Below are 14,147 nucleotides of genomic sequence, written 5' to 3' on the forward strand. Positions count from 1 at the left end.
TTCACATGGATATCACTCTGTACAACACTCTGGCTCGTAAAAAAGAGCGCTTTGAACCCCGCGTTCCCGGCGAGGTCACAATGTACGTTTGTGGCCCTACCGTGTACAACCTAGCGCACATCGGTAACGCCCGTCCGGTGGTTGTATTTGATGTCCTGTTTCGCTTGCTTCAGACGCAGTATCAGACAGTCCGGTACGCGCGTAACATCACCGATATTGACGATAAGATTATTACGGCGGCGCGCGAGCGGGCCGAGCCCATCGACGCGGTCACATCTGAGTTTACGCAAAAGTTTCGTGAGGATGTCGCTGCACTGGGAACATTGCCGCCAACCTTGGAGCCACACGCAACGCATAATTTGGGACCAATGATCGCAATGGTTGAGGCCTTGTTGGCCAAAAATCATGCCTATGAAGCCGATGGCCACGTGCTGTTTTCGGTGACCAGTATGCCCAACTATGGGGAGCTGTCAGGTCGTAATTTAGATGATATGCTCGCTGGTGCGCGAGTTGAAGTCGCTGATTATAAGCGGCACCCCGGTGATTTCGTGCTGTGGAAGCCCGCAGCGGATGACGAGCCCGGCTGGGAGAGTCCTTGGGGAAGGGGGCGCCCGGGTTGGCACCTCGAGTGTTCAGCCATGATTCACGAGCACTTAGGTTTAGAAATCGATATCCATGGTGGTGGTCGCGACTTAATCTTCCCACACCATGAAAATGAGATTGCGCAAAGTTGTTGCGCTTATGGCGGTTCTTACGTTCGCTATTGGATGCACAACGCCTACATCGATATTGATGGCGAAAAGATGTCTAAGTCTTTGGGTAACTTCAAGACAATACGTGAACTGCTGGGCTTGTATCGCGGCGAAGTCTTGCGCTTTGCCTTGTTAAGTGCGCATTATCGTTCGAGCCTGAACTTCTCGAAAGAGCTGTTAGACCAATCAGAAAATGCCTTAAATGGTTTGTACAACGCGCTTCGTAAGGTCGAGTCTGTCGACGCTGTAGGCCCCGAATCGGTCGAGCAAGAAAGCTGGTACGCCGCGCTATGCGATGACGTGAATACGCCTTTGGCAATAAGCGAGCTACACCAGCTGATTTCTGAACTCAACAAGGCGGATGATTCGGACAAGGCGTCTATCAAGGGGCGTATCCTAGCCTGTGCGAGTTTGTTAGGGATACTGCAAAGCGCTCCGTCCGATTGGCTTCGCGGTGATGACAGCGAGGGTTTAAGTGCTGAAGCAATCGACGCGCTGGTCGCCGAACGAGTGGAAGCTAAAGCGGCTAAAAACTACGCTCGCGCCGATGAAATTCGCACCGTACTTACCGAGGCTGGTGTTGTTCTAGAAGATTCGCCCAGCGGCACGACTTGGCGTCGGGCATAGAGCATCGACCCAAACCAAATAAAAAAGGCCACTGATGATGAAGTGACCTTTTTCTTGTTTGGCGTTGAGCGACTAACCCAAGCTTTTCTCGCCGGACATAACGCTTTGTTGAATGAGGGTGTTAATCGTCATAGGGCCGACACCTCCAGGCACAGGTGTATAGGCCGCCACACGATCAACCAAGGGTGCTAGCTCGATGTCGCCGATGCCACCGGGGTGATAGCCTGCATCCACCACCACTGCGCCGTCTTTAATCCACTCGGCTTTAATGAACTCGGGTCTGCCCACGGCACCGACTAGGATATCGGCTTGCGCCACTAACGCTGGCAAATCCTGCGTACGCGAGTGGCAAATTGTTACTGTGGCGTCCTTGCCCAAGAGCATCATCGCCATCGGTTTGCCCAGAATAGGAGAGCGACCCACGACGACTGCATGTTTGCCCGAAATCGGGATCTCGTAGGCGTCTAACAAACGCATAATGCCCTGGGGAGTGGCGCAACCATAAGCAGGTTCGCCCATCGCCATGCGACCAAAGCCTAGACAAGTCACGCCGTCTACATCCTTTTCTAAGGCAATCGCGTCGAAGCAGGCCCGCTCATCAATCTGCGAGGGTACAGGATGCTGCAACAGAATGCCGTGGACATCGGGGTTGGCGTTTAAGTCTGCGATGGTAGTCAGCAACTCCTCGGTTGTGGTGCTCGAGGGTAGTTCAACCGCTAATGACTCCATGCCGACACGGCGGCAGGCATTGCCTTTCATTTTAACGTAGGTTGCAGAAGCAGGGTCATCACCCACCAAAATAGTCGCAAGAATGGGCGTTTGTCCGCTTCGGGCTTTAATTTTGCTGACGCGTTCAGATAACTCGGCTTCGGTACGCGCCGCAACCGCCTTGCCGTCAAGAAGAATGGCTGTCATTTTTGGTCTCCGTAAAAGCGGGTATTGTCGCACGGCTGAAAAGGAAGGTAAAAGTGTAATGAAAGCGTTGACGAGACATCGGTGGATGCGTATTATTCGCGACCTGAAACGCAGTGGCGCTGGTCACCGCGAATCACATGTCGGGGTATAGCGCAGTCTGGTAGCGCGCCTGCTTTGGGAGCAGGATGTCGGGAGTTCGAATCTCTCTACCCCGACCACTTTTTCCACAAAAAGTGCGTGATGCTTTCGTGTTCGATGGTGACCGTAGCTCATCGGGTAGAGCACCGGATTGTGGCTCCGGAGGTGGTGGGTTCGAGACCCATCGGTCACCCCATTCCTTTAGATCCCACTACAATACGACCGACGCGATCAGCCGAAGGGCCAGCAAGGTCAAGATCCCTTTGAGAATTTTTAGCGCATGATCTTGGCGGATGTAGGGCCGTATCTTGGTGCCAAACCAGGAGCCCAAAATCGCACCAGAGCACAAAATTCCAAGCTCTAACCACCAATCAATAAAACTAAATCCAAGTAGCGTAAACGCCGCCACCCGACAGGTGTGACTTAGAGTCATGTACAAAGCCGTGTTAATGACCAAATACTCTCGGTCCTTGGAGTGGCGCATGAGCAATGCGGTCCCCAAGGGCCCCGTGGCACCTAAAGCCATACTGATGGCGCTTTGATAAAAGCCCAAGAAAACAAAGGTAAATTTTTGCGGTATGGGTAACCGAGGTTGTGGTATCCAGGTTAGCCATAGCACCCATAGCCCTAAAATCAAAGGTAAGTAGTCAGTGGGCAATTTGCTGTATAGCGCAGCCCCCAGAAGGGCTCCGGCTATGGCGCCAATGGCCAACGGCCGAATTAAGGTTTTATCCAGGTACCTTAGACCCATCGACAAGCGCGAGGCGTTGCTAACCCACTGCGTGACCGCGTGCACAGGAATGATGGCCGTAGCGGGTAAAAAGTTAGGTAGCACCGATAAAAGCATGAGTCCACCACCCAAACCGGTTGCCCCAGCGAAAGTGGAAGTAAAGACGACCGCTAGGGTCATTAATAACAGTGTGTCGGTACTGATAGAACCTCCTGAAGAGGTTTTTTATGTGCTGGAAACCGAGTATACTGCGCGCCCTGTCTTACTGGCCATAACTCAATTTGGTCACCTCAATGCGCCCATAGCTCAGCTGGATAGAGCAACGGCCTTCTAAGCCGTGGGTCCCAGGTTCGAATCCTGGTGGGCGCGCCATTCTTAGCGGCTTCCCCCGTACCACTGACTGTGGAACTGGTCGACGTCGTTCAGTTCTTCAACGATGCTTAAGCCACCGTGGTTAGCACCCCTAAAAACGGGATCGCCCTCAAGATTTAGCACTCGAGGCGGCATCGTGCTCATGATGCTCAAAAGACTTTGGGGGCTATCCGCAAGATCACGTACATAGCGCCCATCGAGCATGAACTTAGAATCGCCATCGTAGGCAAGTATCAAGTGAGAAAACGATTTATTACGGAGCTGTTTTGAAACATCGACTAGCAGGCGAGTCATTCTCGCCGCCTTGATTTCCGGCGATACTCTGCGTAGGTCGAGCACGATGTTGTTCACGTTGAACAGCCATTGGTAGTGCACTCGAATTTCGATCTGCTTGGCAGTTTCAGGGTCGATTAACACCTCAGTAATGGGGCGGTGCAGAGTGAAATAGTTCCAAAAGCCCCCCAAAATGAGTGCGACGATGGTTAGGTTAAATAGTTTCGTTTTCACTTAAGTCAGCTCAACTGCCCGTTGTCATCGAAATAATACCCGAGTATTAATCATTCGAACATTATCGTCGAGTGCATGCATCGTTAGATGCCTGTCGTTGTGAGTTGCTCTTACTCAATGTTATGCGCTCATTCTTAAGCTAGGCTTAATCTTTTGCTGAACCGGCAAAGCTTGCATTCTGGAGAGCAACGGCTAAAATGCGCGCCTCGGCGTTTGGACTATCCAAGGCCACGTCATCCAGTCTTTCAAGCCGGAATAGCTCAGTCGGTAGAGCAGCTCATTCGTAATGAGAAGGTCGTAGGTTCGATTCCTATTTCCGGCACCAGTTTTCAAAGGGTATCTGCCAACTCTATTGGGCTATTGATCTCCCGCCCACTGATACATGGGAAGCTTGCGATCGTGGAGCGGCGAGCGTAATGATTTTTCGCGAGCTTCGCATTCCGCCACTGACAATTCGTGCTGGCGCTTGTATTATTTTCGGCCTATCCCGCGGCCTAAGGCGGCGCTCGGCACCGAATAAAGAGAGCAACTATGAAGCTAGCCTCGTCATCACAAGAAGCCATGCAGTTGGTTCAGTCTGGCGACCGTATTTGGTGCCATTCGATGGCCGCGACTCCTGTGCCTTTGCTCGAAGCCTTGGCGCATCGAGCGCTCGAACTGCAGGATCTTACGGTGATGCAATTGCATCTAGAGCACGCAGAGTCCATTTGCACGCCCGAACTACAGGGGCATTTGCGCAACCGCTGTTTTTTTGCGGGCGAATCGACTCGCGCGTTGATAAACACTGGTCAGGCAGACTACGTGCCTCTGTTTCTGTCGGAACTACCGAAACGCTTGCGCTCCGACGAAGAGCGTGTCGATATTGCGATGATTCAGGTCTCTCCGCCTGATTCGCATGGCAATTGCTCTTTGGGCATATCAGTAGAGGCGAGTGCAGCAGCCGTGCAATCTGCTTCTAAAGTGATTGCTATGATCAACCCTCAAATGCCACGCACTCATGGAGACAGTTTCGTCAATATTCGTCAGATCCATTGTGCGATCGAGTGCGATTACCCATTGATCGAACATCCTTACCAAGAGCCCACAGAGATCCAACAAGCCATAGGCCGCAATATTGCTGACCTTATTGACGACGGTGACTGCCTGCAAATGGGGATAGGAGGTGTTCCTGATGCAGTGTTGGAGCAACTCGCAGACCGTAAAGATTTGGGTGTCCATACTGAAATGTTTTCCAATGCCTTGCCTCGACTGATAGAACTCGGGGTAGTCACCAACAGTCGCAAAAAGAAGCAGCGCGGTAAATCAGTGACGGGGTTTGTCATGGGCAGTAGAGCGCTTTACGATTTTGTGGACGACAACCCCAGTGTCGCTTTTTTGGATATTGAATACGTGAATGACCCAACCATCATTGCGCGCAATGACCAGGTTGTGTCCATTAACAGTGCCTTACAAGTCGATTTGAGTGGTCAGGTCTGTGCCGATTCATTGGGTACGCAAATTTATTCGGGTGTTGGCGGGCAGGTCGACTTTGTGACCGGTGCGGCTTTTTCGAGGGGTGGTAAATCCATTATTGCGCTCCCGAGCACCGCTAAGGGGGGTGCGATGTCGCGGATCGTGCCCACGCTGGCCGCCGGGTCCGGCGTCGTTACCACTCGAGCTCAGGTCGATTTCGTGGTGACTGAGTACGGCGTAGCCAAATTGAAAGGTTTATCTTTACGAGAGAGGGCTAGGGCGCTAATTGATATTGCGCATCCGAGTTTTCGCGCTGATTTGGCTGCTGCGCGCTGGTTCTAGCGATATTTTCAATTCGTGGTACTCTGAGCAAAAAGGAACTTGCCTATGTTACCTCCAATGACCCTGTTGGGTTGGATTCACACAGTGCTCGGAGTGGTTGCAATCGCCAGCGCCGTGATTTGCTTATACCGATACCACTTTTTATCGGTTAGCACCCGGTCGGGAAAGATTTATTTAATCGTCACAGTATTGGTCGCCGGCTCAGCTTTAGCGATTTACAACCAAGGCGGCTTTAACATTGCGCATATGCTGGCAATTTTGACGCTTGCTGCAGCTGGTTTTGGCTATGTTATGGAGCGCTGGAAACCTCTGGGTGGTTTATCCGTTTATGCTCAAGCACTGGGTTATAGTTCGACACTGCTGTTCCACATGATCCCCGCGATAACCGATTTCTTGCGGCGTTTGCCCGTGGGCGACCCCTTTGTCGATTCGTTTACTCATCCTTTGTTGCAGGGCTTTCATCTCGCGTTTTTGGTGTTGTTCTTGGTGGGTTACGGGTGGCAGTGTGTGCGACTTCGCGGTCAGCAATAACAGAACTGTTGGAGGTTGTTAGATGATCGAACCCCGAGTCATTTCACGTATTCATCATGCGGCATATCGGTGTCGTGATGCCGAGCAAACTCGTTGGTTTTATGAGGATGTATTGGGCTTGAGACTTAGAGCGGCATTAGCATTTGATCACCTGCCGGGTAGTGAAGAATCCCGTCGTTACATGCATCTGTTTTTTGAGTTGGGTAACGGTGGGTTCATAGCGTTTTTTGATTCTCCTGAAGATGCAACGCCCGCTCATTTTGAACGCAAAGATTCGTTTGATGTGCACGTCGCACTCGAGGTGGACGGTGAAGAGGCATTACTCGCGATGCAAAAGCGAATTCAGTCCTACGGAAAAAGTTGTTTGGGTCCAGTCGATCATGGCTTCGTTCAGTCATGCTATATGTATGACCCCAACGGTCTGCAGGTCGAAATTACCACGATGACGTCAAATCATGACGAGGTGATGGCGCATGAGCAAACTGTCTCGCGATCGTCAATCGCCAATTGGAGCAAAGAGACACGTGCTCATAAACTCGCTTTGTTTGGCACCGATGCCCTTGATAAACGCGCGTAAACAGGTGTAACTCAGGTTCTCGTTTACTCGCGCTTACTGCGAGATAGGTCATGTTTGAGCTCTGGGGCAGCAGTCTGTCGGGTTTCTGCGTTTTGTCGCAGTAGGGGAGCAGAGGGTTCAGACGCTAAACCTAGGTGAGTCGACAATGGAACACCCGCGACATGTCTTGGGTGTTGGTTGAGGATAGACATATGAAGACGCTCCAGTACAAATACGATCGCATCCCGTATCTGATTATTTTTACAGACCCCACGCCTTTTAAAGACACCTACGCCGGGGAAATGGGTAAGACCGTTCTAAAATCTCACTTAATGAAGCCGCAGGGTGCAGAGTCGGATACGGTCATTCTGTTTATGCACCCCATTGGTGGGGGCGAGTATTTGCCCATGCCCACGGCCTTGGTGAAGGCAGGGCACCACGTGATTTATTGTCAAAGCCGCTATCCCAACAACGACACCGCATTAATTATGGAAAAAGTGGTGGTCGACATGGGTGCCTGTATCCGGGATGCGAAAGAGCGGTTGGGTTACAAAAAAGTGGTATTGGCGGGTTGGAGTGGTGGCGGCTCTTTATCGGCGATGTATCAATCGCAGGCCGAAAATCCGACTATCACAGAAACACCCGCTGGAGAGCCACCGAGCCTTATCGAGGCAAATTTACTACCCGCCGATGGCATTATGTTTGTGACCGGCCACCGAGGACGAGCGCATACCTTGACGGAGTGGTTAGATGCGTCGATTTTGGATGAACAAGACCCGAGCCAAAAAGACCCAGAGCTGGATATTTACAACCCCGAGAACCCCAACCAGCCCCCGTACTCAGTAGAGTTCGTTGCCCGTTACCGCGCTGCGCAAGAGGCTCGTAATCGCCGAATTACCGCTTGGGTTAAAGACAAGTTGGCAGAACTTCGTGCCGCGGGCAGACCTTACGATGAATTCGGTTTTGTGGTGCATGGCACGATGGCGGATCCCAAGTGGTTAGATCCGGCTATTGATCCCAATGACCGCAAGCCAAAGTGGTGCTTTTTGGGTGACCCGCAGGTTGTGAATAACAGTGCGGTGGGTATTGCGCGCTTTTGCACATTGCGTTCGTGGTTGTCGCAGTGGAGCATTGATAACACCAATGCCGATGGCTTTGCCTGCGCTGCAAAAATCACCAAACCCACCTTAGTGGTGAATAATACGGGCGATGATGCGGTGCCCCCGAGCCATGCGCAGGGTTATTATGATGCGATCCCACACGACAACAAACGCATAGTCCATATTCAAGGCGCCAATCATTACTACTTTGGCCAGCCAGAATTATTGGCGGAGTCGGCGGCTGTCTGTAGCGCCTGGTTGCACGAGCAAGGCCTCGCTTAGCGTCGTCATCTAAAGCTTCGCTGGGGCTTTTTTTATGCCCAGAGCTTGCGCTTATTCTTATACCTGTGTTCAATCAATCTCTTCGATTATTAGACAGAGGTAATGTCAATGCGCAAATTCCAGCAGGCGTTTTTAGGGTTTCTCGTCAGTCTTCTATTCGCGGCAGGTGTGGTTGCCAATGACACGCCCGTCGCCGTTATTACGGGTAGCTCTTATGGTTTAGGCGCAGAGCTAGTTGAGCGCGCGGTGGCCCGCGGTTGGCGTATAGCAATGGTTGACTATCGCCCTGGCCCCTCAGCCACCAAAGCACAAGAGATCAAAGAACAAGGGGGGCAGGCATCGGTGTTTGTCGCCGATTTGTCAAAGCCAGAAGATCGAAAAGACTTAATCAAAAACGTATTAAAAACCTACGGTCGGGTAGATTACCTGTTTAATAATGCGGGTTATGCCTATTTAGCGACCGTAGAGCAGATGAAACTTCAGTCCGCGCATCGCTTGTTTGAAGTCAATTACTGGGCTTACGCTGATTTGGCCAAGCAGGTCATTGAACCTATGCGGAAACAGGGAGGTGGCACTATCGTCAACGTTTCATCAATCTTAGGAACGGTAGCTGCTCCCGCGGGTTATGGCCACTATAGTGCCAGCAAGCATGCCCTGCACGGTCTGTTTCAAACAATGATGAAAGAGGTGGCACCCGATAACATTAAGGTATTTTTGGCGGCCCCCGGTGGCATGAAAACTCAAATCGGCGCCCATTCGGTGGGGCCTCTAGCCAACCCAGAAGCTCCGGTACCTGCGAATTGGGAAGATCCAAGCATCGTTGCCGATGATATTTTCGAGGCTATCAAGGGCGAGTCAGGCGTATTTATGCCCGGCTATGTGGGCCGGCAAGGTCGCTAATGTGTGCAAACAATAATTGATAAAGAGAGGCCAGTATGATCAAAGTTCACCACCTAAATAATAGCCGCTCACAGCGTATTTTGTGGCTCCTTGAAGAACTAGAGTTAGATTATGAGATCGTATTTTACCAGCGCGATGCGGTGACGAATTTGGCTCCACCGGAGCTAGAAGCGATACATCCTTTGGGTAAATCACCTATGATCAGCGATGGCGATCAGGTGGTGATTGAGTCGGGCGCCATTATCGATTACTTGATCCGCAAGCACGGCCAAGGACGTCTGGCACCAGCCGTGGGCACGCCCGCACATGAAGAGTACCTGCAGTGGCTGCATTATGGTGAGGGCAGTGCCATGCTGCCATTAATGCTGCGGATGTACACCAATCGTTTGCCCGATGGGGGTGCCGCGCTGACAGACAGAATACACAGTGAGCTTGATCGCCATTTGGGCTACATCAATCAAGCCTTAGAGGGCAACGACTGGCTCGTCGGCAACCAACTATCAGGTGCTGATATTCAATTGTCATTTGTGGCGGAAATCGCGCCTTTATTGTATCCGCAGGGGCAATTCCCTTGGCTTGATCAATTCCGGGTTCGTCTGCAGGCTTTAGATACCTACAAACGTGCTCTAGAGCGGGGCGGTCGCTACGACTTCGGCCCGAGCCAATAATATCCCTACTAGAGCCAAGATCGAAACTAGGAGTTCTCGATGTCAACATTACGCCGCCTTGTAGGTTTGATCACCACGCTACACATGCTTCAATCCACGGTCGTGCACGCCTGGTCTGACCATGCCTCATTGGCTTGGCCCTTATTGCGCGTTATGCCGGAGGTCCAGAATGCCGAGCCTTTGCGGGTAGAAACCCTAAACGAGTTCGTAGTGGCCGAACGCACTGCGATCGCAGAGCTCCTAGCGCAACATGAAGACTGGGCGCTGCAGAATCTCGAACATTACGCGGCACTACCCACGGAACTGGTGTTTGATGCCGCAACAGCCGACGCCGACCTTGAGATCGCCTTTTTGAATGCGATTCGCATAAACCCAACGCGTTCGTATCAACCCTATCGCCAGTTGATGAGCTTTGAGCCCAAAACGGCGCAAGAGACATTAATTGCGGTGTCAGAATTAACTTTTTTGCAAGGCACGATTGCAAGTAATGATTCGCGCTACGTCAGTCTGGCCAGCGGCGATTTCGTCAGTGCAGCGGCGGTTGTTTCTACAGCGTCTGATGAACCTGATTTTGGGCTCGATATTGGGTTGTATGCCGATAACGGCACCGAGCACGGCAAACGCTACGGGTTTGGCAACCAGCCTTTTGGTAACCCCAATTTGGAATACGGTTCGCAAGCGCCGTTTCACATGGGCTTTTATCATTTGGATTGGTTGACGTCGCTAGCGCAGCCGGGGTTGTTGCAAACCTATCCTCTGTATCGCACTGAGCTGTACCGCAAACTTGCCGTTCTCGCGTTCAGCACAGGACATGATTACTGGGGCTGGCGTTTTATGGGCTGGGGCTTGCACTACGTCGGAGATTTAGCTCAGCCCTATCATGCGGTACCTTTACCCGACACTGGTATCCTTGAAAGTTTGTGGATCGTAGCCACAGGAAAGACGGGTGAGGCCCTGCAGCTGGTTTCGAACCGCCATGGTGTGATTGAAGCGTTTCAAAAGGCCATTGTTGCTCAGGCGTTGGTTCGCCAAGATTGGACGCAGTCTACGCTGCAGGAAGTCGCCCGGCTAAGTCCGAGTGCTGCATGGGCGCAAAACACCTTGATTGATGAGCTCACGCAAGATTCCGCAGCAGGTGCCGCAGGTCTAGACCGAGCATTGGTTAAGTACGCGCCACCGAAGCTGGTGTCGGACCCCGTATTCGAGTTCTCTCAGTCGCCCGAAGAGGCCGCCATTTTGGCGGCAATTGCTGTGCAGGGCGAAGACGCCGAGGCGGGGTTAACTGCGAGCTTGAATCAGCAAATGCAACGTTTTAGCTTCTTTGCTCAGGCGTGGATTCGTGGAATCTTAAACTCTTAATAAAAGATTTAAGAATTAGATAAGAAATAGGTCATACATTACGCTCATCCAGTCCAACAAGTGGTGAGTGTATGACCAATGTAGAATCCTCGAGCGTCTTAACTGTTGCTAATGCGTCCGTTCAAGCGTCAAGCGCGATGTTGCAACACTTACCGGCGTTGGCTTTGGTTTCTGAATTTACGCCGGCTCGTGAACGAGTCGAACGCTTTATTTCCCAGGTTTTTCAAGCCAGCTTTAATGCCAAAATTATGACCTATGCGCCTGATTTGCTCTATCTAGAGCATGACTTACGGATTCAGGCCGCTTTGGGCTTGCGCTGGGCAGATACGCATCCCTTGTTTTGCGAGAAGTATTTGGAAGGCAGCGTCCTTGACGCCATTGGTGATCCACTGCTTGAGCGGGGTGAGGTTGTTGAACTGAGTAATTTAGCCAGTATGACACCGGGGGCGGGTGCTCAATTATACGTATTGGCCGCTGTCGCACTCGATTTGGCGGGGTGTAAGCAGCTGGTATTCACTGCCAACGAGACAGTCCGTCGCTCCATTTCGCGCGGCGGTTTCAGCGCCCGTTTCTTAGCAGATGCCAACGTTGAGAAGATCACAGGCGCTGATCAATGGGGAAGTTACTATCAAGGTCGTCCGCAAGTCATGGTTGCAGACATTCCCGCCAGTGCTCAAATTATTCGGTCTAATCCGCTGGTCACACCCTTGTTAAACGTTGCTATGCCGGCGATGAAGCAGTTTGCTCTTGCTTGGAACCAAGCTTAACCGTGGGGCGGATACTCGACATTCTCAGCGCGCGCGATCCGGATGAGACACTGATTTATACGTCACAAAGCGAAGTGTCGTGTGTTCGATTCATCGAAGCCGTAACAGCGGCTAAGCAATGGCTGAAGACCCATCGAGTGCGCCAATTGGGATTGCTGTTAGATAACGAACCCGCTTGGCTTGTCTGGGATTTGGCCGCGCAAGAATTAGATCTTTGCTTGGTGCCGCTGCCGACATTTTTTAGCAAGGCCCAGATTTCATATATTGTCGCCACGGCGGGTTTAACCCACGTTGTGTTTAGCGATGCCTTTGCCGAATCGTTGGCGAATTGTGAACAAAACGACGTGCATGTCTTGACCGGCGACTTAGTGGCGCATTGCCGAGTGCGACGCTATGAGCCTACCAAGGTGCCCCTACTACCGGATCTCACCCATAAAATCACCTTTACATCGGGTTCTACCGGAACGCCCAAGGGTGTGTGTTTGTCCAGCGAGCATTGTTTATTGGTGGCTCAGGCAATTGCCGATAGAGTGCAACAAGATCAGCCTAAACATTTGTGTACCTTGCCCTTATCGACTTTACTCGAGAACCTGGCAGGTGTGTATCAGACCTGGATGCGAGAGGGCACCGTGGTGTTGTTGCCTCTGGCTGAGCTGGGTTTTGATGGCGGTCGTTTGACCAGTTTTGCAACGTTTATTGAGACAATTAACACAACGCAACCCAACTCAATGATAACGGTGCCAGCGCTTTTGATGGCCTTGGTTCAGGCCGGACGAGCAGGCATGCCCTTGCCGAACAGCTTCACGTTTGTCGCAGTTGGCGGTGCGCGGGTGGCACCCAGTTTGGTTGAGCAAGCTGCAGCTCTTGGCTTGCCCGTGTATGAGGGGTATGGCTTATCCGAGGCCGCGTCTGTCGTTAGCATTAACACGCCAAGTCAAAATCGAGCAGGCACCAGCGGCTGTGTGCTGGATCACCTGAAAGTCAGAGCGGAAAAAGGCGAACTGGTCATCGAAGGCCCGCTGTTCTTGGGGTATATGAATCAACCCGACAGTTGGGGTAAGACGCGCTATGCGACCGGGGATTTGGGTGATGTCTCCGCAGACGGTTTCGTGCAAGTGTCTGGCCGTAAAAGCAACTTACTGATTACTACCTTGGGGCGCAACATTGCTCCTGAATGGCTCGAGGGCGAATTGTTTGCTTCGGGCTTATTCGTGCAGTGCGTCATTCTGGGCAACGATCTGCCTTACTGTGCGGCGTTATTGTTCGCGCCAAACACAATAAGTGATGCGCAGATAACATCCTGTATACAAACCCTCAACGCTCGCATACCAGAGTATGCGCGCGTGCAGCGTTGGTTGCGGCTAGATCGTCCTTTGACGGTTGAACAGGGATTTTGGACGGAAAACGGACGCCCGAAACGTCTAGCGATTGCTAACGCTTTTACACAACAGTTAACTCCCAATGAGGATTCTCAATGAGCTTTTATGAAGAATTAGTAGCCCAAACTCAAGTTGAACGACAGGCGCTTTTATCTGCCGACTTAGTCAAGGTAGCATTGTCGGGGGAAATGACGATCGACCTTTACGTTGCGTTTTTAACGCAGGCTTATCATCACGTAAAGCACACGGTACCTTTGTTAATGCGATCGGGGTCAGCGGTACCGGGGCGCTACGAATTTTATCGCAATGCGATGGCGGAGTACGTCGACGAGGAGCTTGGGCATCAAGAGTGGGTCTTAAACGACATAGCAACCTGCGGCTTTGATAAAGAGTGTGTCCGTCATGGCCGCCCCACGTTAGCAACGGAGGCGATGGTGGCCTATGCTTACTACACTATTGATCATGTAAATCCTCTGGCTTTCTTGGGTATGGTACATGTGTTGGAGGGTACCAGCGTCACTGTGGCTGATGAGGCTGCTCAAAAAATACGCGACGTCACAGGGTTGCCGCGCAAGGCATTTACCTATTTAACCTCTCACGGTGCTTTGGATATCGAGCATGTTAAGTTTTTTGAAGATCTGGTCAATCAGGTAACGGATGAGAAAGATCAGGCGGATATTGTTCATGCCGCTAAGCAGTTCTATGCGCTTTACAAAGGCGTGTACGATAGTGTGCTGAATTCCTCGGCATTAAGTTTGGCCGCAGCGTAA

14 protein-coding genes and 4 tRNA genes are annotated in these 14,147 nt (G+C 51.7%); 15 read left to right on the plus strand and 3 right to left on the minus strand.

The window, feature by feature from the left end:
- Positions 1-5 precede the first annotated feature (5 nt).
- Entirely contained in the window at positions 6-1,379 is a 1,374-nt protein-coding gene (cysS, locus tag EYZ66_RS05785; RefSeq protein WP_009577006.1) for a cysteine--tRNA ligase, read from the plus strand.
- Positions 1,380-1,451: 72 nt separating this feature from the next.
- On the opposite strand, the gene folD is transcribed toward cysS, so the two are convergent.
- The gene (gene folD / locus EYZ66_RS05790) at positions 1,452-2,294 is read right to left on the minus strand and encodes a bifunctional methylenetetrahydrofolate dehydrogenase/methenyltetrahydrofolate cyclohydrolase FolD (protein WP_009577005.1); all 843 of its coding nucleotides are present in this window, start codon (positions 2,292-2,294) and stop codon (positions 1,452-1,454) included.
- A gap of 141 nt (positions 2,295-2,435) precedes the next feature.
- On the opposite strand from folD, the gene EYZ66_RS05795 reads away from it, so the two are divergent.
- Positions 2,436-2,512, plus strand: a tRNA-Pro gene (locus EYZ66_RS05795).
- Between the two features lie 40 nt (positions 2,513-2,552).
- Positions 2,553-2,628: transfer RNA gene (locus EYZ66_RS05800), tRNA-His, on the plus strand.
- A 15-nt stretch (positions 2,629-2,643) separates the two neighbouring features.
- Here the strand turns inward: EYZ66_RS05800 and EYZ66_RS05805 are convergent.
- Complete coding sequence (locus EYZ66_RS05805; protein ID WP_160195617.1) at positions 2,644-3,342, minus strand: TSUP family transporter; 699 nt, start codon at positions 3,340-3,342, stop codon at positions 2,644-2,646.
- 115 nt (positions 3,343-3,457) lie between these two features.
- On the opposite strand from EYZ66_RS05805, the gene EYZ66_RS05810 reads away from it, so the two are divergent.
- Positions 3,458-3,534, plus strand: a tRNA-Arg gene (locus EYZ66_RS05810).
- 3 nt (positions 3,535-3,537) lie between these two features.
- On the opposite strand, the gene EYZ66_RS05815 is transcribed toward EYZ66_RS05810, so the two are convergent.
- Positions 3,538-4,041, minus strand: a complete 504-nt coding sequence (locus EYZ66_RS05815; protein WP_160195618.1) for a hypothetical protein — start codon at positions 4,039-4,041, stop codon at positions 3,538-3,540.
- A 249-nt stretch (positions 4,042-4,290) separates the two neighbouring features.
- Between EYZ66_RS05815 and EYZ66_RS05820 the strand changes: the two genes are divergently transcribed.
- The 11 genes from EYZ66_RS05820 to EYZ66_RS05870 all read left to right on the plus strand — a co-directional run bounded on the left by EYZ66_RS05820 (position 4,291) and on the right by EYZ66_RS05870 (position 14,147).
- A tRNA-Thr gene (locus EYZ66_RS05820) sits at positions 4,291-4,366 on the plus strand.
- Between the two features lie 206 nt (positions 4,367-4,572).
- Positions 4,573-5,835 (plus strand): acetyl-CoA hydrolase/transferase family protein, encoded by a 1,263-nt coding sequence (locus tag EYZ66_RS05825; RefSeq protein ID WP_009576115.1) that lies wholly within the window; start codon positions 4,573-4,575, stop codon positions 5,833-5,835.
- 45 nt (positions 5,836-5,880) lie between these two features.
- Positions 5,881-6,366, plus strand: a complete 486-nt coding sequence (locus EYZ66_RS05830; RefSeq protein ID WP_009576116.1) for a hypothetical protein — start codon at positions 5,881-5,883, stop codon at positions 6,364-6,366.
- A 22-nt stretch (positions 6,367-6,388) separates the two neighbouring features.
- Positions 6,389-6,943, plus strand: a complete 555-nt coding sequence (locus EYZ66_RS05835) for a VOC family protein (RefSeq protein WP_009576117.1) — start codon at positions 6,389-6,391, stop codon at positions 6,941-6,943.
- 191 nt (positions 6,944-7,134) lie between these two features.
- The gene (locus EYZ66_RS05840) at positions 7,135-8,304 is read left to right on the plus strand and encodes an alpha/beta hydrolase family protein (RefSeq protein ID WP_009576119.1); all 1,170 of its coding nucleotides are present in this window, start codon (positions 7,135-7,137) and stop codon (positions 8,302-8,304) included.
- A gap of 108 nt (positions 8,305-8,412) precedes the next feature.
- Positions 8,413-9,204, plus strand: a complete 792-nt coding sequence (locus EYZ66_RS05845; protein ID WP_009576120.1) for an SDR family NAD(P)-dependent oxidoreductase — start codon at positions 8,413-8,415, stop codon at positions 9,202-9,204.
- Between the two features lie 35 nt (positions 9,205-9,239).
- Positions 9,240-9,872 carry a glutathione S-transferase family protein gene (locus EYZ66_RS05850; protein ID WP_009576121.1) on the plus strand — a complete coding sequence of 211 codons (633 nt, stop codon included), beginning with the start codon at positions 9,240-9,242 and terminating at the stop codon, positions 9,870-9,872.
- 39 nt (positions 9,873-9,911) lie between these two features.
- Positions 9,912-11,231 (plus strand): phospholipase C/P1 nuclease family protein, encoded by a 1,320-nt coding sequence (locus EYZ66_RS05855; protein WP_009576122.1) that lies wholly within the window; start codon positions 9,912-9,914, stop codon positions 11,229-11,231.
- A 71-nt stretch (positions 11,232-11,302) separates the two neighbouring features.
- A complete protein-coding gene (locus EYZ66_RS05860; RefSeq protein ID WP_009576123.1) occupies positions 11,303-11,998 on the plus strand; it encodes a thermostable hemolysin in 696 nt (231 codons plus the stop codon).
- Positions 11,983-13,476 (plus strand): AMP-binding protein, encoded by a 1,494-nt coding sequence (locus EYZ66_RS05865; RefSeq protein ID WP_083814381.1) that lies wholly within the window; start codon positions 11,983-11,985, stop codon positions 13,474-13,476. Before EYZ66_RS05860 ends, EYZ66_RS05865 begins: the two co-directional genes overlap by 16 nt.
- Positions 13,473-14,147, plus strand: coding sequence for an iron-containing redox enzyme family protein (locus EYZ66_RS05870; protein ID WP_009576125.1), 675 nt, complete (start codon positions 13,473-13,475; stop codon positions 14,145-14,147). The genes EYZ66_RS05865 and EYZ66_RS05870 overlap by 4 nt, the downstream gene beginning before the upstream one ends.

Origin of the sequence: Aequoribacter fuscus, assembly GCF_009910365.1 — a bacterium.
GTDB lineage: Bacteria > Pseudomonadota > Gammaproteobacteria > Pseudomonadales > Halieaceae > Aequoribacter > Aequoribacter fuscus.